The following is a 20670-nucleotide window of genomic DNA, read 5'->3' as shown; positions in this document are numbered from 1 at the left end:
CCGGGATCGGAAGGACGGGTATCGACCGGTCCGTCCGAGGGAGTCCTCATGGCATTGCGCTCGCACCTCCGCCGCAACCGAACCGCGTCCAGCACCCCACCCGCCGGGGCGGGACCGGTTAGCCCGCCTGCCGGCCCCGACGCGGGCGCCCGCGCCGAGCCGGTGCGGGCCGAACCCCCGCGCACCGGGGTCGGCGAACCGGACGACGCCGGCGCCGGCGGCCGGGTGCCCGCCGTCCACCGGATCGGCGCGGTGGTCGTCGCCGCGGTGATCGCCGTCTTCGGCATCCTCGGCTTCGCCGACGGGCTGGACTTCTTCTCCACCGAGGGCGAGCGGGTCCTCGGTCTCTCCTCGAACGGCCTGCTGTCCACCATCTCCGTCGTCACCGCGGTGGTCCTGGTCGCGGCCGCCGTGCGCGGGCCGCGGATCGCCTCGACGGTGATGATCGTCGTCGGCGTGCTGTTCCTGGTGTCGGCGCTGGCCAACCTCGCCGTGCTCAACACCGACCTGAACGTCCTGGCGTTCCGCTTCCCCAACGTGGTCTTCTCCGTCGTCGCCGGGCTCGTGCTGCTCCTCCTGGGCACCTACGGGCGGGTGAGCGGCAACCTGCCGCCCGACAGCCCCTACGCCCGGTCCGGCGCGAACATGGACGCCGGCCCCGACGAGGCGGACGAGTACCCCTCGACCCCCGAGGAGTTCGCCGCCGAGCGGGCCATGCGCGAGGCGGAGGTGGCGGTCGTCCAGCACACCGCGACCCCCGACCAGCAGCGCCGGGTCGCGGCCATGGCGTCGGCCCACAGCCGGGCCGAACGGCGCCGGGTGTGGCTCTCCTTCGACCGCCGCGCCTCCTGAGCTCCTGCGCCCCTGGCCTTCGGCGGTGGCCTACGACGCCCTCGCGGAGAGCGTCGCGCTCATCGAGCGCGGCGTGCCGGACAGCCCCGCGCGGCTCAGCCGCCGGCGGCGGTTCGCCGCCCTGGCCGTGGACGTCGACGGCGAGGTCGCCTGCACCCTCTTCGCCCGCCGCAGCGTCGGCTGCGTCGAGGAGGAGACGGCGGGCGGTCGGTGCCGTGGGGCGCCCGGTACGTCTCCTACGCCCGGGTGCGCGCCAGCCGGGAGGTCGACCGGTTGGCCGTCGGGACGCGCCTGCTGCGGGTGCCCCGGCACGGCCACCTGGTGGTGGTGTGGGCCGGTCGTCGGCCACCCACCGCGGAGGCGTTGGACGCCGACGGACGCAGCCTGTGCAGCCGGCGGCTGGACGTGCACTCCTCCCGGTTCCCGGGGGTCCACCGGGACGCCCGTGACCGACCGGAGCTGACGGTCGAGCGCGAGCGGCCGGGGACGTAGCCTCGCGGACGCCATGTCATCAACCGGTACGCCGACGCCACCGCTCCGGGACCGGGCCGACGCCTGCCCCGGCGCGTTGCAGACCCACTCCGCCGCCGATGGCGAGCTCGCACGGGTGCGGGTCCCCGGCGGGCTGCTCGACGCCGGGCAGCTGCGGGTGCTGGGCGTGGCCGCCGTCGAGCTCGGCGACGGCGCGCTGGAGCTCACCAGCCGCGGCAACGTGCAGCTGCGCGGCCTGCGCCGGGGATCGGCGGCTGAGCTCGGTGGCCGGCTCGCGGCGGCCGGGCTGCTGCCCAGCGACAGCCACGAGACCGCGCGGAACCTGCTGGGCAGCGTGCTGAGCGGCCGGGCGGGCGGCCTGCTCGACGCCCGGGGCTGGGTGCGCGCCTTCGACGTCGCCATGTGCGCCGATCCCTCCCTCGCGGCGCTTCCGGGCCGGTTCCTGGCCACGTTCGACGACGGCCGGGGCGACGTCGCCGCGCTCGGTGGCGACGTCGGCCTCCTCGCCCTCTCCCCGGGCGTGATCGCGCTGACCCTGGCCGGCGTCGACTCCGGCCTGCGCGCCGGGCCCTCGGACGCCGTCTCGCTCGCGCTGGCGGCGACCCGTGCTCTTCTCGCCGAGCGGGCCGAGCAGGGCGGGACCGCCTGGCGGCTGGCCGAGCTGGTGGACGGAGCTGCCCGAGTGGCGGCGCGGGTGGCGGCTTCACTGGAGCTGCAGGCCGGCGCGCGGACCGAGGTGCCGGCCGAGCCGCGGGTGCGCCCGATCGGGGCGGTGCGGCAGGACGACGGGCGGACCGCCCTCGCCGCCGTCGTGCCCCTGGGCCGGCTCACCGCCGCCCACCTCTCGCTGCTGGCCGACCTCGCGGCGGAGGCCCAGCTGACACCGTGGCGCGGGGTCGTGGTCCCCGACCTGGCCGACGGGTCGGCGGCCCCGCTGCTGGTGGAGGCCGGGCTGGTGCTCCACCCGGCCAGCCCGTGGACCCGCGTGACGGCCTGCGCCGGGCTGCCCGGGTGCGCCAAGTCGCTCGCCGACGTCCGGGCGGACGCGACCGCCGCCGTGGTGGTCGGCTCACTCCCCGCCGGTGGCGCGCGGCAGCACTGGGCCGGCTGCGAGCGGCGCTGCGGCCGGCCCGGAGGAGCGGTCGTCGACGTGGTCGCCACCGGCTCCGGCTACCGGATCGACGCACCGGCGGAGTGACGACATCGGTCAGCTGTCAAGGGCCGGTGGCAATCTGTGGACTCGGCTCTGACCTGCACTTTCGCCCTGCGGATGCCGTCGGCCGGCGGTAGTGTTCGTACATGTGTTCGATGGGACCGTCGGGTGCGGCGCCCTGCCGGTGCTGCGCACCCACAAACCCCAGGTGGTCGTCCGGGTGGACCTGGAGGACCTCATCGACCCGGACACCGGCCCCGGCGCGGCCACCCTCGGCTTCGGCGCCACGATCTCCGCCGCCCGGGCCCGCTGGCTGGCCTGCGACGGCACCGTCACCCGCATCGTGCTGGGCCCCGAGGGCCAGCCCCTCGACGTCGGCCGCGTTCGGCCCCTTCGCAGGGGCCCGCCGCGAGCTTGCGAGTGGCGGGGGGCGGAGGGGTCCTTGCGTTCGCAGGCTGCCACGCCCCCACCCACTGGTGCGACGTCCACCACCTCGTGCACTGGGCCGACGGCGGGGACACCTCGCTGGAGAACTCAGCCCTGCTCTGCGAACGGCACCACACCAAGATCCACCACGGGTTCCGCGTCGAACGACAACCCGACGGCCGATGGCGCACCTACCGGCCCGACGGCACCGAGATCCTCGTCCTCCCCCGCATCACGACAGCGCCCGAACGGTCACGGACGGGGTGACCGGGCGCGGGCGGACCGGGGCCACCGACGTAGCCTCTCCGCCCGATGGTGGTCTACGAGTACGAGAAGGACGGCGCCGAGATCTACCGGCAGTCGTTCGCGACGATCCGCGCCGAGGCCGACCTCGGCGGGCTGCCCGGCGACGTCGCCCGCGTGGCCGTGCGGATGATCCACGCCTGCGGGCAGGTCGACCTCGTCCAGGACATCGCCTACTCCCCCGCGGTGGTGCAACGCGCCCGCGAGGCGCTCGACGCCGGCGCACCGGTGCTGTGCGACGCGCAGATGGTGGCCAGCGGCGTCACCCGGCGCCGGCTGCCCAAGGACAACGACGTCGTCTGCACCTTGAACGACCCGCGCACCTCCGGGCTCGCCGCCGACCTCCGCACCACCCGCACCGCCGCCGCCCTGGAGCTCTGGCGGGACCGCCTCGACGGCGCGGTCGTCGCCATCGGCAACGCCCCCACGGCGCTGTTCCACCTGCTCGAGATGGTGGCTGCCGGCGCGCCGCGCCCCGCCGCCGTCCTCGGGATCCCCGTGGGGTTCATCGGCGCGGCCGAGTCCAAGGAGGCCCTCGCCGCCTCCGACCTTGAGTTCCTCGTCGTGCGGGGCCGCCGCGGCGGCAGCGCCATCACCGCCGCCGCCGTGAACGCGATCGCGAGTGATGTGGAGTGAGCGGCCGGCTGTACGGGGTGGGGCTGGGCCCCGGTGATCCCGAGCTCGTCACCGTCAAGGCCGCCCGGCTGATCGGCGCCGCCGACGTCGTCGCCTTCCACGCCGCCCGGCACGGCCGCTCGGTGGCCCGCGCCCTCGCCGAGCCCTACCTGCGCGCCGGCCAGGTCGAGGAGCTGCTGGTCTACCCGGTCACCACCGAGACCACCGACCACCCCGGCGGCTACCAGGGCGCGATCGACGAGTTCTACGAGGCCGCCGCCGCCCGGCTGGCCGCGCACCTGGACGCCGGCCGCGACGTCGTCGTCCTCGCCGAGGGCGACCCGCTCTTCTACGGCTCCTACATGCACATGCACAAGCGGCTGGCGCACCGCTACCCCACCGAGGTCGTCCCCGGGGTCACCAGCGTCACCGCGGCCGCCGCTGCCGTCGGCCGGCCCCTGGTCGAGCGCGACGAGGTCCTCACCGTCCTCCCCGGCACCCTCCCCGCCGAGGAGCTCGCCGCCCGCCTGGCCGCCACCGACTCGGCCGCGGTGATGAAGCTCGGCCGCACCTTCCCGCAGGTGCGCGAGGCCTTCGAGCGGGCCGGCGTGCTCGACCGCGCCCTCTACGTCGAGCGCGCCACCACCGACCGCCAGCGCTGCGCCCCGCTGGCCGACGTGGACCCCGCCAGCGTGCCGTACTTCTCCCTCGCCCTGCTGCCCAGCCCGCTCACCCCGCAGGTCGCCGAGCCCGCACCCCCGGCGGAGCGGCCGGCCGACGCCGGTGAGGTCGTCGTGGTCGGCCTCGGCCCCGGCGCCCGCGGCTGGACGACGCCCGAGGCAGCCGAGGCGCTCGCCGCGGCCGACGACCTGGTCGGCTACGGCCCCTACCTCGACCGGGTCGCGGTGAACCCGCGCCAGGCCCGGCACGCCAGCGACAACCGCGTCGAGGCCGACCGCGCCGCGCACGCCCTCGCCCTGGCCCGCGACGGCCGGCGGGTCGCCGTCGTCTCCAGCGGTGACCCGGGCGTCTTCGCCATGGCCGCCGCGGTCCTGGAGGTCGCCGAGCGACCGGAGTTCGCCGGCGTCCCGGTGCGGGTCGTCCCGGGGCTCACCGCCGCCCAGGCTGTCGCCTCCCGGGTGGGCGCCCCGCTCGGCCACGACTTCTGCGTGCTGTCGCTCTCCGACGTCCTCAAGCCGTGGGAGGTCGTCGTCGACCGGCTGCGCCACGCGGCCGCGGCCGACCTGGTCATCGCCCTCTACAACCCGCGGTCGAAGCACCGCCCGCACCAGCTCGGCGAGGCGCTGCGGGTGCTGCTCGAGGAGCGCCCGCCCGAGACCGTGGTGGTCGTGGGCCGCGACGTCGGCGGGCCGGAGGAGGCCGTCCGGGTCACCACCCTGGGCACCCTCGACGCGGGCACCGTCGACATGCGCTGCCTGGTGCTCATCGGGTCCTCGCAGACCCGCGTCACCCCCTCGGGCGCCGTCTACACCTCGCGCAGCTACCCGCGCTGACACACCGGGGCACGGGAATGCCCGCGGGATCGTTGCGCTTGGCCACCATCGTGGCTCCACCGACCCTCCGCCGGGACCCCGCGTTCCGGACCGCCGCCGGCCTGCTCATCCTGGTCCTGGCCGCGTCGGGCGTCCCCACACCGCTGTACCGCGTCTACCAGGAGCAGTTCGGGTTCGGCCCCGGGATGCTGACCACCGTCTTCGGCATCTACGCCCTCGCCCTGCTCGCCGCCCTGCTGGTGGTCGGCGGCCTCTCCGACCACGTCGGGCGGCGCCCGGTGCTGGCCGGCGGCCTGCTGCTGCAGGCGGTCTCGATGGTCGTCTTCCTCGCCGCGGACAGCGTCGGCTGGCTGCTCGCCGCCCGGGTGCTGCAGGGCCTGTCCATGGGCGTCCTGACCGGCACCCTCGGTGCGCTGCTGCTGGACACCCAGCGCCCGTCCCGTCCGCTGGGCGCCCTGCTCAACAGCGCCGCCCCGGGCCTGGGCCTGTCGGTGGGTGCGGTCGGCGCCGGCCTCGTCGTCGAGCACGTCGCCTCGCCGGCCCGGTGGGTGTTCGGCGTGCTCGCCGTCGTCCTGCTGGTCGCGGCGGCGGCCGTCGTGTTCCTGCCCGAGACCTCGCCCCGCGCCCCCGGGGCGCTCCGCTCGCTGCGCCCGACGGTCCGCGTCCCGCGTTCGCAGCGGCCGGCGTTCCTCGCCGTGCTGCCGGTCATGGTCGCGGCCTGGGCGCTCGGCGGGCTCTACCTCTCCCTGGGGCCGTCGCTGGTCGTCGGCGTCTTCGGCATCGAGGACCACCTGGTCGGCAGCCTGATGGTGCTGGCCATGCACGGCTCGGGCGGGATCGCCGCGATCCTCGGCCGCGACCTCGCCGCGGAGCGGGTCATGGTCGGCGGCGCCACCCTCTTCGCCGGCGGCGTCACCGGCACGATCGCCGCGCTGCTCACCGGCCAGGTCTCCGTGCTGTTCGTGTCCGCCGTCGTCTCGGGGCTCGGCTTCGGCCTGTCGTTCCTCGGCTCCGTCGCGACCGCCAGCGCCGGCGTCGACCCCGCCGAGCGCGCCGGGCTGCTGTCCAGCATCTTCGTCGTCGGCTACCTCAGCTTCAGCGTGCCCGCGGTGGTCGCCGGGTCGGCCACCGGGGCCTTCGGCCTGGAGACGGTGACCGAGGTGTACGCGGCCGTGCTGGTCGTGCTGGCGCTGACCGCCATCGCCGGGGTGCGGCTGCGCCGCCGCCGCGCCGGGGCACGCGAAGCCACCACCGGTGCGGCGGAGCGGCTGCCGGCCTAGCTGCCGGGGTACGGCTGGGCCTTGAGCGCCCGGGCGAGGTGCGCGGCGTTCTCCGCGAGGGTCGCCGTCGTGGAGGCCACCGCCTCGGGCGTCTCGTCGAGGTCCATGTAGTCGGTGCCGCCCATCGCCTGGTCGTTCCAGTAGGTCGACCCCTGCGCGGGGATGGTGAAGCCGATGTCGTCCAGGCCCTGGAACAGGTCGGCGACGATCTTGTGCGCGCCGTCCTCGTTGCCGACGACGGAGACGACCGCCACCTTGCCGGTCACCTTCGGCCGGCCCGAGTCGTCGGTCTCGGAGAGCTCGCCGTCGAGCCGCTCCAGAACCCGCTGGGCCACGCTGCTCATGTGACCGACCCAGGTCGGCGTGGAGACGATCAGGATGTCGGCGGCCATCATCTGCTCGCGGATCGAGGGCCACTGGTCACCCTCCCCCATGTCCACCTCGACGCCGGGCTTCACGTCGTGGTCGACGACCCGCACGACGTCACCGGTGACGCCGTGCTCCTCCAGCCCGGCCAGGATCTGGCGGGCGATCAGGTCGCTGCTGGACGGCGCGGGCGAGGGCTTGAGGCTGCAGACGAGGGCGAGGGCGCGGAGAGACGCGGTTTCGGTCATGGGGGTGCACTCCCCGCCGACCTGCGCCGACACACATGACGATCAGATTGCGCGCAACCGGACCCACTGCCGCGCCGCCGCCACCGTGGCGACCACGGGAACGCCCGCAGGCAGCGGCGGCCGGCGCACCAGCACCACCGGGACCGCGAGCTGCCGGGCCGCGGTGAGCTTCGCCGCCGTCATCGAGCCGCCGCTGTCCTTGGTGACGACGACCTCGACGGCGTGCTCGCGCAGCAGGGCCAGCTCGTCCTCGAGGCTGAACGGGCCGCGCGCGAGGACGGTGGTGGTCCACGCCGGCACGGGGGGCTCCGGCGGGTCCACGGAGCGGACGACGCAGTGGGCCGCCAGCCCGGCGAAGGCGGCCAGCCCCTGCCGGCCCGTCGTCAGGAAGACGCACCCGAACCCCTGCACCGCCTCCGCCGCCCCGGCCGGTGAGTCGACCCACCGCCAGTCGTCGCCCGGCTGCGCGGTCCAGCCCGGCCGCTGCAGGCGCAGGAGTGGCACCCCGGTCGCGGTCGCGGCCGAGACGGCGGATGCGGTCATCGCCGTGGCGAACGGGTGCGTCGCGTCGACGACGGCGTCCACGGGGTTCGCCCGCAGCCACTCCGCCAGGCCTGCTGCGCCCCCGAAGCCACCGATCCGCACCTCCCCCGGCGGGAGCCGCGGATCGGCGACCCGCCCGGCGAGCGAGCTCAGCACACCGATGCCGTCCGCGACCAGCGCCGTGGCCAGCCGCCGGGCCTCCCCGGTGCCCCCGAGCACCAGCACCCGGCCGGTCACCGGAGGCCGCCGTGCATGCTGGTCATGTGGGAACGACAGCGGGCAGCGGGCTGCGCTCCGGCTGGACCACCGGCGCCTGCGCGACCGCGGCCACCACCGCGGCCTACACCGCGCTGCTCACCGGCGAGTTCCCCGACCCGGTGACGATCGACCTGCCCAAGGACCGGCACCCGGCGTTCGCGCTGGCCACCGAGCGGCTGGAGGGCGGCGCCGCGACCGCGGGGGTGGTCAAGGACGCCGGCGACGACCCCGACGTCACCCACGGCGCGCTGGTCTCCGTCCGCGTGACCCACGGCGAGCCGGGCAGCGGCGTCACCTTCCGGGCGGGCGCGGGCGTCGGCACGGTGACCAAGCCCGGACTGCCGCTGCCGGTCGGCGAGCCGGCGATCAACCCGATGCCCCGCCGGTTCATGCGCGAGCACGTGGCCGCGGTCGCCGCCCGTCACGGCGGCACCGGCGACGTCGTTGTCGAGGTCTCGGTCGAGCACGGCGAGGAGCTGGCCCGGCGTACCTGGAACCCGCGGCTGGGCATCCTGGGCGGGCTCTCCATCCTGGGCACCACGGGCGTCGTCGTCCCGTACTCCTGCGCGGCCTGGATCGACTCGATCCGCCGCGGCATCGACGTCGCCCGCGCCGCCGGGCACGGCCACGTCGCCGCCTGCACCGGCAGCACCAGCGAGCGCGTCGTCGTGGAGCGCTACGGGCTGCCCGACGACGCGCTGCTGGACATGGGGGACTTCGCCGGCGCCGTCCTCAAGTACCTGGGCCGCCACCCCGTCCCGCGGCTGACCGTCGCCGGCGGCATCGGCAAGCTCGCGAAGCTCGCCGACGGGCACCTGGACCTGCACTCGGGGCGCTCGCAGGTGTCCTTCGCCTCGCTGGCCGCCCGCGTCCAGGATGCGGGCGGACCCCCGGCGCTGGTGGACGGCGTGCGCGGCGCGAACACCGCCCTCGACGCGCTGCAGCAGTGCCGGGCGGCCGGGCTCCCGCTGGGCGACCTGGTGGCCGCCGCCGCGCGGGAGACGGCGCTCGGCGTGCTGCGCGGCGCCCCGGTCGAGGTCGACGTCCTGGTGATCGACCGCGCCGGCACGGTCGTCGGGCAGAGTTGAGCCTCGTCCGGTCGGACGGCCCCGCTGCAGGGGCCCGCCGCGAGCTCGCGAGCGGTGGGGGGCAGCGGGGTCCTTCATCGGCACCGGGTCGTCGAGTAGAGGTGGCTGTCGGGGAACTCTCCCGCGGTCAGGACCGAGCCCACGATCACCACCGCGGTCCGCCGCACGCCGGCCGCCTCGACCTGGCCGGCGATGTCGGCGAGCGTGCCGCGCAGCACCAGCTCGTCGTCCCGGCTGGCGCGGGCGACGACCGCGACCGGGCAGTCGCTGCCGTAGGAGGGCACCAGCTCCGGCACCAGCTCGGCGATCCGCTGCACCGCGAGGTGCAGGACGAGCGTGGCGCGGGAGGCCCCGAGGGTCGCCAGGTCCTCCCCCGCCGGCATCGGCGTCGACCGGGCCGAGGTCCTCGTGAGGATCACCGTCTGCCCGACGCCGGGCACGGTCAGCTCCCGCTTGAGCGAGGCGGCCGCGGCGGCGAAGGCGGGCACACCCGGCACGACGTCGTAGGGCACGCCCGCGGCGTCCAGCCGGCGCATCTGCTCGGCCATCGCGCTGTAGACCGACGGGTCGCCGGAGTGCAGCCGGGCGACGTCGTGCCCGGCCTCGTGCGCGGCGACCAGCTCGGCCGTGATCCGGTCGAGGTCGAGGTCGGCCGTGTCCACCAACCGGGCGCCCGGCGGCGCGGTGTCCAGCAGCTCCCGGGGCACCAGCGCGCCGGCGTAGAGGCACACCGGTGCGGTGGCGATGATGCGGGCCGCCCGCACGGTGACCAGGTCCGCCGCGCCCGGCCCGGCGCCGATGAAGTGCACGGTCACGGCTTGACCCCCGACCAGATCGTCACGGGCATGGCCGCCTTCCAGCCGGTGAAGCCGCCCACGGGGGCGGCGGTGGCGACGCCGAGCCGCACGAGCTCGCCGCCGGAGCGGGCGTGCCGCTCGGCCAGCACCGCCTCGCTCTCCAGCGTGACGGCGTTGACCACCAGCCGCCCACCCGCCGGCAGCGCGTCCCAGCAGGCGTCGAGCACCCCGGGCACGGTGGCGCCGCCGCCGACGAAGACCGCGTCCGGCGCGGGCAGCCCGGCCAGGGCAGCGGGGGCCTCGCCGGTGACCACCTCGAGCCCGGGCACGCCCAGCCGCGCGGCGTTCCGCCCGACCCGGGCCGCCCGCCCCGCGTCGCGTTCGACCGCCACCGCCCGGCAGCTGGGGTGGGTGCGCATCCACTCGATGCCGATCGACCCGGCGCCCGCGCCGACGTCCCAGAGCAGCTGTCCCGGCAGCGGCGCCAGCCGGGCGAGGGTCACCGCCCGCACGTCGCGCTTGGTGAGCTGGCCGTCGTGCTCGTAGGCGTCGTCCGGGAGGCCGGGCAGGGCCGGCAACGGCACGGCGCCGGGGTCCGCGACCACCTCGACGGCGGTGAGCACCAGCGGGTCCGTGTCCCCGTGCGGCCAGCCGGCGGCGGTGCCGGTGACCGCGCGTTCCGCGGGGCCGCCGAGCTGGGCGAGCGCGGTCAGCCGGCTGGCGCCGAGGCTGCGCTCCGCCAGCAGCGCGGCGACGGCGGCCGGCGTCGAGCCGTCGGAGCCGAGCACCAGCAGCCGCCGGCCGGGGGTGGCGTGCGGGACCACGAGCTCCACCGGCCGGCCGACGACGGTGACCACCTGCGTCTCCTCCACCGCCCAGCCCAGCCGCGCGCAGGCCAGCGACACCGACGAGGGGTGCGGGAGCACCTCGACCGCCGCCGGGCCCAGCAGCCGCACCAGCGAGGTGCCGACGCCGGAGAGCATCGGGTCGCCGCTGGCCAGCACGACCACCCGCCGTCCGGGGTGCTCCTGCCCGAGACCGGCCAGCGCGGGGCCGAGCGGGGACGGCCAGGGCACCCGCTCCGCCGTCACCTCGGGGGGCACCAGGGCGAGCTGGCGGGCGCTGCCGCGGAGCACGTCGGCGCCCTCGACCGCCCGCCGGGCGCGCGGCGGGAGCCCGTCCCAGCCGTCGGCTCCGACGCCGACCACCACGACCGGTGGGCGGCCGTCGGGACGCGGATCTCCGGGCACGTCGGCCGATCCTAGGGGTGGTGCACCGCCGTCCGGCCGGCCGCGGGGTGGGTCAGAAGGGAACCTGCTGAGCCAGCAGGCCGGAGCCGCTGCCCCTGCCCGAGAGGACCCGGCAGAACTCGACGGCGTCGAGCTCGAGCCGCTCGCCACCCGCCCCGGACGACCACTGCCCGCCCGCCGGGCCGGTGAGGGTGAGTTCGTAGGGCCGGCCGTGCCGCTGCGCCCACTCCCCCACGACGTCCGCGACCAGGACGCCGTCGTGCCCGGGCGTGAGCTCGGGCTCGCGCCCGGTCGCCCGGCACACGTCGATCCGGTGCATCCAGACGTCCCGGGTCAGGACGACGTCGAGCAGGAAACCGATCCGCCAGTACTCCCGGACATCGCCGTTGACCTGCTCCTCGGGCAGCGTCACGCGGCCCGCGATCCGGGACAGCCGGCGTCGTCCCCGCACCGCGCGACGTGCGGTGGCCGCTAGCGCGGCGACGATCGCCGGGCCGTCCAGGCCGGCGTGCGCGCGGACCTGCACCGCGGTCAGCGCGTCGATGCCACCACCGGCCTTGCCGGCGATCCGGTTCTGCCGCGCCATCTCGCGGACCGAGGCGGCCATCTGCGCCATCCCGAGGACGTGCGCCGCCATGGCCCGCACGTCCCAGTCCGGGCAGTCGGTGGCCCGGCTCCAGTCGCCGGGGTCCAGCCCGCCGAGGAGGGCGAGCATCCGCTCGTACTCCGTGGCGGCGAGCCGGTAGGCGGTGTCCCGGTCGAGGGCGGCGGTCCGCGGACGGGGACGGGCGGGAGCAGGAGTCGGAGCGGTCACGAGGGACCTCCTGGGATCAGCGGGTGGACGGGTTCGTGCGGTGGTGGTCGAGCCACATGTCCATGACGTCGGGGAGGACGGCGGTGAAGGCGCCGGACTCGAACGGCTCGCCGGGCGCGTTGGACAGCTGCTGGGAGATGACCCCACCGACCAGCGCCGTCCAGGTGCGGTAGGCGCGGTCGAGGTCGACGTCCGCGGCGAGGTGCCCCGCATCGCGGAGCCGGACGAGCATCGCCCGGGACGCCACGTCGAGCTCGACCGCGGGTTCGTACGCCCGCGCCGAGGGCGCGAAGCCGGGTACCGGGCGCCAGAACATCAGCGCCGAGTGGGCCGGGTGCTCGACGGCCCAGCGGACCAGGACGGCGGTGCCTTCCCGCCACGCGGTGAGGGGGTCGGCGCCGTCCCCGGTGGCACCGGCCCGCTCGAGCACCTGCTGCAGGGCGCGCCACCCCCGCTCGAAGAGCGCGTCGTACAGCGCGTGCTTGCCGTCGAAGTACCCGTAGAGGGACGGCGGGCGGATGCCCATCCGGCGGGCCACCTCGCCGAGCGTCAGCCCGGCCGCGCCCTGCTCGGCCATGACCTCGACCGCCACGTCGAGCACCTGCTCGATCGTCTCCTGCCGCCGCCGCCCGCGACGGTCCGGCACCACGGCTCCGGTCACGGACCGGATGCTCGTCCTAAGGGCAATAGGATGTCAACAGGGCATTAGGTCCCGCCACGCGCGGAGGGGGTCTGTCGCCGGGGAGCCCGCCCGTGGTCTGATGACGCCGCCACAAGCGACGGCAGTGGAGGAAGCCCGGTGAGATCCCGGCGCGGTCCCGCCACTGTGACCGGGGAGCCCGTCCCCACGCTCGACCACTGCGCCTGAGCTCGCTCGGGAGCGGGAAGGTCGGGGACGGGTGTCGATCCGGGAGCCAGGAGACTCCAGCCGTCGTCCCTGCCACCTCCGGGCGTGGACACCCGGGGAGAGGACGCGTGCCATGCGCGGGTACCCCGCATGAGCTTTCCCTTCACCGCCGTCGTCGGCATGGACGACCTGCGGCTGGCCCTGCTCCTGAACGCGGTCTCCCCCGCGGTGGGCGGCGTCCTGGTGCGGGGCGAGAAGGGCACCGCCAAGTCCACGAGCGTCCGGGCGCTGGCCGCCGTCCTGCCGCCGGTCGCGGTCGTGGCCGGCTGCCGGTTCGGCTGCGACCCGGCCACCCCCGACCCGGCCTGCCCCGACGGCCCGCACGAGCCCGGGGCGGCCGGGCGCACCCGCGCGGCCCGGCTGGTGGAGCTCCCGGTCGGCGCCTCCGAGGACCGGCTCGTCGGCTCGCTGGACCTGGAGCGGGCGCTGACCGAGGGCGTCAAGGCCTACGAGCCCGGGCTGCTCGCCGCCGCGCACCGCGGGGTGCTCTACGTCGACGAGGTCAACCTGCTCCACGACCACCTCGTCGACCTGCTGCTCGACGCCGCCGCCCTGGGCACCGCGTACGTCGAGCGCGAGGGCGTCTCGGTGCGGCACGCCGCCCGTTTCCTGCTGGTCGGCACCATGAACCCCGAGGAGGGCGAGCTCCGGCCCCAGTTGCTGGACCGCTTCGGCCTCACGGTCGAGGTCGCCGCACCGCGTGACCCGGACGTGCGGGCCGAGGTGGTGCGCCGCCGGTTCGCCTCCGACGCCGACCCCGCCGGGTTCGCCGCGCACTGGGCCGCCGAGGAGTCCGCGCTGGCCGCCCGCATCGCCGACGCCCGCGCCCGCCTGCCCCGCGTCGTGCTCTCCGACGCCGCGCTGCGCCAGGTCACCGCCGTCTGCGCCGCCTTCGACGTCGACGGCCTGCGCGCCGACCTCGTCACCGCCCGCGCGGCGATCGCGCACGCCGCCTGGTGCGGCCGCGACGAGGTGACCGAGGACGACGTGCGCGTCGCCGCCCGGCTGGCCCTCCCGCACCGGCGCCGGCGCAACCCGTTCGACGCACCCGGGCTCGACGAGGAGACCCTCGACCAGGCGCTCGCCGACTCCCGGCCCGACGACGACCCCGGCCCCCCGGAGGGCGGCCCGGACGACGGCGGCCCGGACCACGGCGGCCCGGACGACGGGCGCCCGGACGACACCGGGCAGGACCCGGGCAGAGGGAGCAATGCCTACGGATCCGACGCCGAGACGCAGGTGGAGCCTCCTCTGCCCGGGGACGGCGAGGATGCCGGCGGGCCGACGGTCGCGCCGCGCGGCGAGGGCGGGGGGCGCACCGACGCGGCCGCGCCGGAGCAGCCCGCGGTCGCGCCGGCCGACCCCTTCCGCACCCGCCGGCTGGAGGTGCCGGGCATCGGGACCGGGGCCGCGGGCCGGCGGTCGCGGGCCCGGTCGGAACGCGGCCGGGTGGTCGGCTCGACCTGCCCGGCCACCGCCGTCACCAAGCTGCACCTGGCCGGCACCGTGCTCGCGGCCGCCCCCCACCAGCGGGCCCGCGGCCGCAGCGGGCCAGGTCTCCTGGTCGAGCGCGACGACCTCCGCCAGGCCGTGCTGGAGGGCCGCGAGGGCAACCTCGTGCTCTTCGTCGTCGACGCCAGCGGCTCGATGGGCGCCCGCTCGCGGATGGCCGCGGTGAAGGGCGCCGTGCTCTCGCTGCTGCTGGACGCCTACCAGCGCCGCGACAAGGTCGGCCTGATCACCTTCCGCGGAGCGGACGCCGAGGTCGCGCTGCCGCCCACCTGGTCGGTGGAGGCCGCCGCGGCCCGGCTGACCGGCCTGCCCACCGGCGGGCGCACCCCGCTGGCCGCCGGGCTGCTGGAGGCCCACCGCACCCTGACCCGCGAGCGGGTGCGCGACCCGCGCCGGCGCCCGCTGCTGGTCGTCGTCACCGACGGCCGGGCCACCGGGGCACGGGGCGCCGACCACCTCGGCGAGGCCCGGCGCGCGGCCGGGCTGCTCGCCGCCGCGGAGGTGGCGGGCGTCGTCGTCGACTGCGAGTCCGGGCCGGTGCGCCTGGGCCTGGCGGCGTCGCTGGGCGTAGCGCTCGGCGCCCGGACGATCCGCCTGGAGGAGCTGGGCGCCGACTCGCTGGCCGCCACCGTCCGGGACGCGCGGAAGGCGGCCTGACATGCCCCAGGGTCAGGTCGCGGTCGTCCCGCAGGACGGCCTGAGCACCCGGCAGCGCCGCAACCGGCCGCTGCTGGCGGTGCACACCGGCGAGATGAAGGGCAAGTCGACCGCCGCCTTCGGGATGGCGATGCGGGCGTGGAACCAGGGCTGGTCGATCGCGGTCTACCAGTTCGCCAAGAGCGCCAAGTGGAAGGTCGGCGAGGAGAACGCGCTGACCGCGCTCGGCCGGCTGCACGAGCAGACCGGCGAGGGCGGCCCGGTGGTCTGGCACAAGATGGGCTCGGGCTGGAGCTGGTCGCGCCGGCAGGGCACCGAGGTCGACCACGCCGCCGACGCCGCCGAGGGCTGGGCGCAGATCAAACGGGACCTCGCCGCGCAGCGGCACAGGTTCTACGTGCTCGACGAGTTCACCTACCCGCTGAAGTGGGGCTGGGTGGACGTCGACGACGTCGTCGCGACGCTCACGGCACGACCCGGCAACCAGCACGTCGTCGTCACCGGGCGCGACGCGCCCCCGGCGCTGGTCGAGGCCGCCGACCTGGTCGTGGAGATGACCAAGGTCAAGCACCCGATGGACGCCGGCCAGAAGGGCCAGCGGGGGATCGAGTGGTGACCACGCTGCCGCGGGTGGTGCTGGCCGCGCCGAGCAGCAACGCGGGCAAGACCTCGATCGCCACCGGGCTGATCGCCGCGCTCACCGCCCGCGGGCTCACCGTCTCCCCGCACAAGGTCGGCCCCGACTACATCGACCCCGGCTACCACGGCCTCGCCGCCGGCCGTCCCGGCCGCAACCTGGACCCGTGGCTGGTCGGCGAGGAGCGGATCGCCCCGCTCCTGCTGCACGGTGCGCGCGACGCCGACCTCGCGGTGGTCGAGGGCGTCATGGGCCTGTTCGACGGCGCCACGCACCCGGGCGTCGAACCCGGCTTCGCCTCGACCGCGCACGTGGCCGGGCTGCTGCGGGCACCGGTGGTGCTCGTCGTCGACGCCTCCTCCCAGGCGCGCAGCGTCGCCGCGCTGGTGCACGGCTTCGCCACCTTCGACCCGTCGGTGCGCCTGGGCGGGGTGGTGCTCAACCGCGTCGGCAGCGACCGGCACGAGGCGATCCTCCGCGGGGCGCTCGGCGCCGCCGGCGTCCCGGTGCTGGGCGCGATCCGGCGGATGGAGACGCTGCACACCCCCTCCCGCCACCTCGGCCTGGTGCCGGCCGCCGAGCGCTCGGCCGAGGCGGTCGCGACGGTGCGCCGGCTCGGCGAGGTGGTGGCCGACGGGGTCGACCTGGACGCCGTGCTCCGGCTGGCCCGCACCGCACCCGCCCTCGACCGGCGCCCCTGGGACCCGGCCGCCGAGGTGACCCCGGCCGGGGCCCGGCCACGGATCGCCGTCGCCGGCGGACCGGCGTTCACCTTCGGCTACGCCGAGAACGCCGAGCTGCTCGCCGCGGCCGGCGCCGAGGTGGTGACCGTGGACCCGCTGCGCGACGAGGCCCTGCCCGAGGGCACCGCCGGCCTGGTCGTCGGCGGCGGCTTCCCCGAGGTCTACGCCGCCGAGCTCTCGGCCAACGAGCAGCTCCGCGCCGACGTCGCCGCGCTCGCCGCCCGGGGCGCCCCGGTCGCCGCCGAGTGCGCCGGGCTGCTGTACCTGGCCCGCGAGCTGGACGGCGTCCCGATGTGCGGCGTCCTCGACGTGCGGACGGCGATGTCGCCGCGCCTGACGCTGGGCTACCGCGAGGCGGTGGCGGCCGGCGGCTCGGTGCTGGCGCCGGCCGGCACGCGGGTCCGCGGCCACGAGTTCCACCGCACGCACGCCGATCCCCCGGCCGGCCCGGACCCCGCCTGGCAGTGGTCGGGGGCCGGCCCCGAGGGCTTCGTCGCCGGAGGCGTGCACGCCTCCTACCTGCACCTCAACTGGGCCGGCGCCCCCGCGTTGGCCGCCCGCTTCGTCGCCTCGTGCGCCACCGCCGACCGATCGGAGACCGCCCGTGCACATCGCTGAGGGGTTCCTGCCCGCCGGGCACGCCCTGGGCTGGACGCTCGCCGCCGCGCCCTTCGTGGCGCACGGTGCCCGGGCGGTCGTGAAGGAGGTGCGCGAGAACCCCGAGTCGACCCTGCTCCTCGGTGCCGCCGGCGCCTTCACCTTCGTGCTCAGCGCCATCAAGCTGCCGAGCGTCACCGGCAGCTCCAGCCACCCGACCGGCACCGGCCCGGGGGCGCTCCTCTTCCGGCCACCGGTGATGGCCCTGCTGGGCACCGTGGTGCTGCTCTTCCAGGCGCTGCTGCTGGCGCACGGCGGCCTGACCACCCTGGGGGCCAACGCGTTCGCCTTCGCCGTCGTCGGCCCGTGGGTCGGGTACGGGGCCTACCGGCTGACCCGGGCGGCGGGCGCGGGGCTGCTGCCGGCGGTCTTCGTCGGCGTCGCCCTGGCCGACCTCGCCACCTACGTCACCACCTCCCTGCAGCTGGCGCTGGCCTTCCCCGACGCGAGCACCGGGTTCGCCGGCGCGCTGGCCAAGTTCCTCGGGGTCTTCGCGCTCACCCAGATCCCGCTGGCCATCGGCGAGGGGCTGCTCGGCGTCCTGCTGTTCCGGGTGCTCACCGTCAACGCCCGGCCCGAGCTCGAGCGGCTCGGCATCCTGAAGGCCGCACCCGTCCCCGCGCCCGCCGGAGGTGCCGCGTGACCCGCCGCGCGCTCGTCACCACCCTTCTCGTCCTCGCCGTCCTCGCCCTGTTCGCCGTCCCGCTGCTGGTCGACGGCGGCACCTCGAAGTACGGCGGCACCGACACCGCGGTGACCGAGGAGCTCGAGGCCCAGGGCTACACCCCCTGGTCCGACCCCCTGTTCAGCCCCACCGGCGAGGTCGAGTCCGGCCTGTTCGCGCTCCAGGCGGCGCTGGGCGGCGGGGTGCTCGGTTACGTGCTGGGCCGGCTGCGCGGCCGGCGGGCGACGACCTCCACGAGCGCGGCGGCGGAGGCCGACCGGCGGTGACGGGCCTGGCGGTCGACGAGGCGGCGTGGTGCAGCGCGTGGCGCGGGCGGGCGCCCGGCGACAAGGTGCTGCTCTGCGCCGGCCTCGTCGCCTGTGCGCTGGCCCTGCCCGCGTGGCCGGGCAGCGTGCTCGTCGGGCTCGCCGCCGTCGGGCTGGCGCTCGGCCCCGCCCGGGTGCCCGCCCGCACCTTCCTGCGTGCCATCCGGTGGCCGCTGGCCTTCATCGCCGTCGGTGCGCTCACCGCGGTGGTCACGGTCGGCGACGGCGGGCTCGGCTGGGCCCCGCACGCCGCGGAGCAGGCGGGCTCCCTCGTGGGTCGCGCGGTGGCCGGGAGCGCCGCGGTGCTGCTCCTGGCCACCACCACCCCGATGTCGGACCTGCTGCCCGAGCTGCGCCGGTTGCGCGTGCCCGCGGCGGTCGTCGAGGTCGCGAGCGTGACCTACCGGCTGGTGTTCGTGCTGCTCGAGAGCCTGGGCACCATCCGCGAGGCGCAGGCGGCGCGGATGGGCTGGTCCAGCCCCCGCCGCTCCTACCGCTCGGCCGGGATGCTCGCGGCGGCCGTGCTGACCCGGTCGTGGGACCGCGCGCGGCGCATGCAGGAGGGGCTGGCCGGCCGCGGGATGGAGACCGGGCTCCGGGTGCTGCCCGACGCGCTGCCCTCCTCCCGGCCGTTCCTCGCGCTGGCTGTGGCGCTGCCGCTGGGGATCGCCGGGCTCACGCTGGTGGTGCGGTGAGCCACCGGGCCCTCGCCGCCTCCGGTCTGGTCGCCGGGTACCCGGGTGCGGCACCGGTGCTCGACAGCGCGGGGCTGGCGGTGCCGCCGGGGCGGCGGCTGGCGCTCCTGGGCGCCAACGGGTCGGGCAAGACCACGCTGCTGCGCTGCCTCTCCGGGGCGCTGCGCCCCGCCGCGGGCGCGGTCACCGTCGACGGCGCGCCGCTCCAGCACACCCGCCGCGGGCTGCGCGAGCACCGGCAGGTGGTGCAGCTGGTGCTCCAGGACCCCGACGACCAGCTGTTCAGCGCCTCGGTCGGCCAGGACGTCTCCTTCGGTCCGCTGAACCTCGGGCTCCCGGAGGACGAGGTGCGCGCCCGCGTCGCCGAGGCGCTGGAGCTGCTCGGGGTGGCGCCGCTCGCCTCGCGCCCGACGCACCAGCTGTCGTACGGGGAGCGCAAGCGGGTGGCGATCGCCGGCGCGGTCGCCATGCGCCCCTGCGTGCTGCTGCTCGACGAGCCCACCGCGGGGCTGGACCCCACGGCGGTCGCCGACACCCTCGCCGCGCTCACCCGGCTGCAGGAGCAGGACTCCACCGTGGTGATGAGCACCCACGACGTCGACCTCGCGCTGCGCTGGGCCGACGAGGTCGCCGTCGTCGTCGACCGCGCCGTGGTGCAGGGGCCGCCCGGAGCCGTGCTCGGCGACGGCGACCTGCTCGCGCGGGCCCGGCTGTCCCGCCCGTGGGCGCTCGAGGTGGGCGGCCGGCTGCGCGCGCTCGGCCTGCTCCCGGACGGCCCCCTCCCCCGTGACGCCGCGGGCCTGCTGGCCGCGCTGCCCGACCGCCCGGGGGTGCCGACGTGAGGACCGTCGGCATCGGGCTGGCCTCCGGCGTGCCCGCCGCCGAGGTGCTGGCCGCGGTCGACGCGGTGCTCCCCGACCCCGCCGGTCCGGTGCGGCTGGCCACGCTGGACAGCCGGGTGCGCGAGCCGGGGCTGGTGGTCGCCGCGGCGCTGCGCGGCTGGCCGCTGACCGGGCACCCCGCCGAGGTGCTGGCCGCCGTCCCGGTGCCGGCCCCGTCCGGCGCGGTCGCCGAACGGGTGGGCACCCCCTCGGTCGCCGAGGCCGCGGCGCTCCTCGCCGGCGGGGTGCTCGAGGTCGGGAAGACGGTGCGCGGGCGGGTGACCGTCGCCGTCGCCCGGCCACCCGACGCGGCGCCCGCTCCCCCCGGCCCCGCACCGACGCACCAGGAGGACCCGTGACCACCCACCCCACCGGCGAGGCGCCGCACCCGGTCGGGCTGCGGCTGGCCGGGCGGCGCGTGGTCGTGGTCGGCGGCGGGGCGGCCGCGCACCGCGGGGTGAGCGGCCTGCTCGCCGCGGGCGCCGACGTGGCGGTGATCAGCCCCGCGGTGACCCCGGCCCTGGAGTCCGCGGCGTCGGCCGGCCGGCTGACCTGGTGCCCGCGGCCCTTTGCCGCCGGGGACCTCGCGGGGGCCTGGTTCGCGCTGGCCGCGACGGGTGACCCCGAGGTGGACGCCGCGGTGGCCGCCGACGCCGACCGGGAACGGGTCTTCTGCGCCCGCGCCGACGGAGGGCGGGCCGGCGCCGAGCTGCCGGTCACCGGCCGCGCCGGGGGGCTGCTCGTGGCGGTGCACGGGGCCGACGACCAGCGCGCCGCGGCCGGGCTGCGCGACGCCGTGCTCGCCGGCCTCGCGGAGGGCACCCTGCCGGTCCGCCGGCGCGAGCAGGCGATGACCGGGAGCGTCGTGCTGGTGGGTGGGGGTCCCGGTGACCCCGGGCTGATCACCGTGCGCGGCCGCCAGGCCCTGGCCACCGCCGACGTCGTCCTCGCCGACCACCTCGGCCCCCAACCCCTGCTCGCCTCCCTGCCCC

23 protein-coding genes, 1 pseudogene and 1 riboswitch are annotated in these 20670 nt (G+C 77.1%); of the genes and pseudogenes, 18 read left to right on the top strand and 6 right to left on the bottom strand.

Features of this window, described 5'->3' with window-relative positions; all coding sequences use genetic code 11:
* The first annotated feature begins 48 nt into the window (after positions 1-48).
* The 8 genes and pseudogenes from ACI794_RS16290 (at position 49) to ACI794_RS16255 (ending at position 6635) form a co-directional block, all read left to right on the top strand.
* Positions 49-852, top strand: a complete 804-nt coding sequence (locus tag ACI794_RS16290) for a DUF4383 domain-containing protein (RefSeq protein WP_456616865.1) — start codon at positions 49-51, stop codon at positions 850-852.
* 210 nt (positions 853-1062) lie between these two features.
* Positions 1063-1344, top strand: coding sequence for a hypothetical protein (locus tag ACI794_RS16285; RefSeq protein ID WP_456616864.1), 282 nt, complete (start codon positions 1063-1065; stop codon positions 1342-1344).
* 13 nt (positions 1345-1357) lie between these two features.
* Positions 1358-2542 carry a precorrin-3B synthase gene (locus ACI794_RS16280; protein WP_456616863.1) on the top strand — a complete coding sequence of 395 codons (1185 nt, stop codon included), beginning with the start codon at positions 1358-1360 and terminating at the stop codon, positions 2540-2542.
* Between the two features lie 91 nt (positions 2543-2633).
* Positions 2634-2822, top strand: a pseudogene (locus ACI794_RS16275) (endonuclease); the annotation flags it as partial.
* A gap of 170 nt (positions 2823-2992) precedes the next feature.
* On the top strand, positions 2993-3190 hold the full coding sequence (locus tag ACI794_RS16270; RefSeq protein ID WP_456604154.1) for a hypothetical protein: 198 nt from the start codon (positions 2993-2995) through the stop codon (positions 3188-3190).
* Positions 3191-3235: 45 nt separating this feature from the next.
* Positions 3236-3862 (top strand): precorrin-8X methylmutase, encoded by a 627-nt coding sequence (locus tag ACI794_RS16265; RefSeq protein ID WP_456616862.1) that lies wholly within the window; start codon positions 3236-3238, stop codon positions 3860-3862.
* Positions 3859-5355 (top strand): precorrin-2 C(20)-methyltransferase, encoded by a 1497-nt coding sequence (locus ACI794_RS16260; protein ID WP_456604156.1) that lies wholly within the window; start codon positions 3859-3861, stop codon positions 5353-5355. Before ACI794_RS16265 ends, ACI794_RS16260 begins: the two co-directional genes overlap by 4 nt.
* 38 nt (positions 5356-5393) lie before the next feature.
* Positions 5394-6635, top strand: coding sequence for an MFS transporter (locus ACI794_RS16255; protein ID WP_456616861.1), 1242 nt, complete (start codon positions 5394-5396; stop codon positions 6633-6635).
* Here the strand turns inward: ACI794_RS16255 and ACI794_RS16250 are convergent.
* Both ACI794_RS16250 and ACI794_RS16245 read right to left on the bottom strand, forming a co-directional pair.
* A complete protein-coding gene (locus tag ACI794_RS16250) occupies positions 6632-7249 on the bottom strand; it encodes a flavodoxin family protein (RefSeq protein ID WP_456616860.1) in 618 nt (205 codons plus the stop codon). The genes ACI794_RS16255 and ACI794_RS16250 overlap by 4 nt on opposite strands.
* A 42-nt stretch (positions 7250-7291) precedes the next feature.
* On the bottom strand, positions 7292-8029 hold the full coding sequence (locus tag ACI794_RS16245; RefSeq protein WP_456604159.1) for a cobalt-precorrin-6A reductase: 738 nt from the start codon (positions 8027-8029) through the stop codon (positions 7292-7294).
* Between the two features lie 26 nt (positions 8030-8055).
* On the opposite strand from ACI794_RS16245, the gene ACI794_RS16240 reads away from it, so the two are divergent.
* Entirely contained in the window at positions 8056-9138 is a 1083-nt protein-coding gene (locus tag ACI794_RS16240) for a cobalt-precorrin-5B (C(1))-methyltransferase (protein ID WP_456616859.1), read from the top strand.
* Between the two features lie 74 nt (positions 9139-9212).
* Here the strand turns inward: ACI794_RS16240 and cobM are convergent, their stop codons facing one another.
* Genes cobM through ACI794_RS16220 form a run of 4 tightly spaced genes read right to left on the bottom strand, consistent with a single transcriptional unit; the run spans position 9213 to position 12660 of the window.
* A complete protein-coding gene (cobM, locus tag ACI794_RS16235; RefSeq protein ID WP_456604161.1) occupies positions 9213-9953 on the bottom strand; it encodes a precorrin-4 C(11)-methyltransferase in 741 nt (246 codons plus the stop codon).
* Positions 9950-11185, bottom strand: a complete 1236-nt coding sequence (gene cbiE, locus ACI794_RS16230) for a precorrin-6y C5,15-methyltransferase (decarboxylating) subunit CbiE (RefSeq protein ID WP_456616858.1) — start codon at positions 11183-11185, stop codon at positions 9950-9952. The genes cobM and cbiE overlap by 4 nt, the downstream gene beginning before the upstream one ends.
* A gap of 52 nt (positions 11186-11237) precedes the next feature.
* On the bottom strand, positions 11238-11999 hold the full coding sequence (locus ACI794_RS16225; RefSeq protein WP_456604163.1) for a maleylpyruvate isomerase family mycothiol-dependent enzyme: 762 nt from the start codon (positions 11997-11999) through the stop codon (positions 11238-11240).
* A 16-nt stretch (positions 12000-12015) separates the two neighbouring features.
* Entirely contained in the window at positions 12016-12660 is a 645-nt protein-coding gene (locus ACI794_RS16220) for a TetR/AcrR family transcriptional regulator (RefSeq protein ID WP_456604164.1), read from the bottom strand.
* 128 nt (positions 12661-12788) lie between these two features.
* Positions 12789-12923: riboswitch (cobalamin riboswitch) on the top strand.
* A gap of 73 nt (positions 12924-12996) precedes the next feature.
* Here ACI794_RS16220 and ACI794_RS16215 point away from each other — a divergent pair.
* The 9 genes from ACI794_RS16215 to ACI794_RS16175 form a co-directional block, all read left to right on the top strand.
* Complete coding sequence (locus ACI794_RS16215) at positions 12997-15075, top strand: putative cobaltochelatase (protein WP_456616857.1); 2079 nt, start codon at positions 12997-12999, stop codon at positions 15073-15075.
* 1 nt (position 15076) lies between these two features.
* Positions 15077-15691, top strand: coding sequence for a cob(I)yrinic acid a,c-diamide adenosyltransferase (gene cobO, locus ACI794_RS16210; protein ID WP_456616856.1), 615 nt, complete (start codon positions 15077-15079; stop codon positions 15689-15691).
* The gene (locus ACI794_RS16205) at positions 15688-17073 is read left to right on the top strand and encodes a cobyrinate a,c-diamide synthase (protein WP_456616855.1); all 1386 of its coding nucleotides are present in this window, start codon (positions 15688-15690) and stop codon (positions 17071-17073) included. Before cobO ends, ACI794_RS16205 begins: the two co-directional genes overlap by 4 nt.
* Positions 17060-17755 carry an energy-coupling factor ABC transporter permease gene (locus tag ACI794_RS16200; protein ID WP_456616854.1) on the top strand — a complete coding sequence of 232 codons (696 nt, stop codon included), beginning with the start codon at positions 17060-17062 and terminating at the stop codon, positions 17753-17755. Before ACI794_RS16205 ends, ACI794_RS16200 begins: the two co-directional genes overlap by 14 nt.
* Entirely contained in the window at positions 17752-18063 is a 312-nt protein-coding gene (locus ACI794_RS16195; protein ID WP_456616853.1) for an energy-coupling factor ABC transporter substrate-binding protein, read from the top strand. Before ACI794_RS16200 ends, ACI794_RS16195 begins: the two co-directional genes overlap by 4 nt.
* Entirely contained in the window at positions 18060-18797 is a 738-nt protein-coding gene (cbiQ, locus tag ACI794_RS16190) for a cobalt ECF transporter T component CbiQ (protein WP_456616852.1), read from the top strand. The genes ACI794_RS16195 and cbiQ overlap by 4 nt, the downstream gene beginning before the upstream one ends.
* The gene (locus tag ACI794_RS16185) at positions 18794-19639 is read left to right on the top strand and encodes an energy-coupling factor ABC transporter ATP-binding protein (RefSeq protein ID WP_456616851.1); all 846 of its coding nucleotides are present in this window, start codon (positions 18794-18796) and stop codon (positions 19637-19639) included. The genes cbiQ and ACI794_RS16185 overlap by 4 nt, the downstream gene beginning before the upstream one ends.
* Positions 19636-20037 (top strand): cobalamin biosynthesis protein, encoded by a 402-nt coding sequence (locus ACI794_RS16180; protein ID WP_456604171.1) that lies wholly within the window; start codon positions 19636-19638, stop codon positions 20035-20037. The genes ACI794_RS16185 and ACI794_RS16180 overlap by 4 nt, the downstream gene beginning before the upstream one ends.
* Positions 20034-20670: NAD(P)-dependent oxidoreductase (locus tag ACI794_RS16175; protein WP_456604172.1), on the top strand; the 637-nt coding region annotated here is incomplete at its 3' end. The genes ACI794_RS16180 and ACI794_RS16175, both read left to right, overlap by 4 nt.

This window comes from Blastococcus sp. SYSU DS0541 (genome assembly GCF_054050875.1).
The sequence above is the reverse complement of the archived record's forward strand: the minus strand, read 5'-3'. Positions and strand labels throughout refer to the sequence as shown.

What these genes read in the sequence shown, in the direction of transcription:
- ACI794_RS16290 (WP_456616865.1), top strand. Translation starts at nt 49, where the DNA reads ATGGCATTGCGCTCGCACCTCCGCCGCAACCGAACCGCGTCCAGCACC.
- ACI794_RS16280 (WP_456616863.1), top strand. Translation starts at nt 1,358, where the DNA reads ATGTCATCAACCGGTACGCCGACGCCACCGCTCCGGGACCGGGCCGAC.
- ACI794_RS16265 (WP_456616862.1), top strand. Translation starts at nt 3,236, where the DNA reads ATGGTGGTCTACGAGTACGAGAAGGACGGCGCCGAGATCTACCGGCAG.
- ACI794_RS16250 (WP_456616860.1), bottom strand. Translation starts at nt 7,249, where the DNA reads ATGACCGAAACCGCGTCTCTCCGCGCCCTCGCCCTCGTCTGCAGCCTC.
- ACI794_RS16215 (WP_456616857.1), top strand. Translation starts at nt 12,997, where the DNA reads ATGAGCTTTCCCTTCACCGCCGTCGTCGGCATGGACGACCTGCGGCTG.
- cobO (WP_456616856.1), top strand. Translation starts at nt 15,077, where the DNA reads ATGCCCCAGGGTCAGGTCGCGGTCGTCCCGCAGGACGGCCTGAGCACC.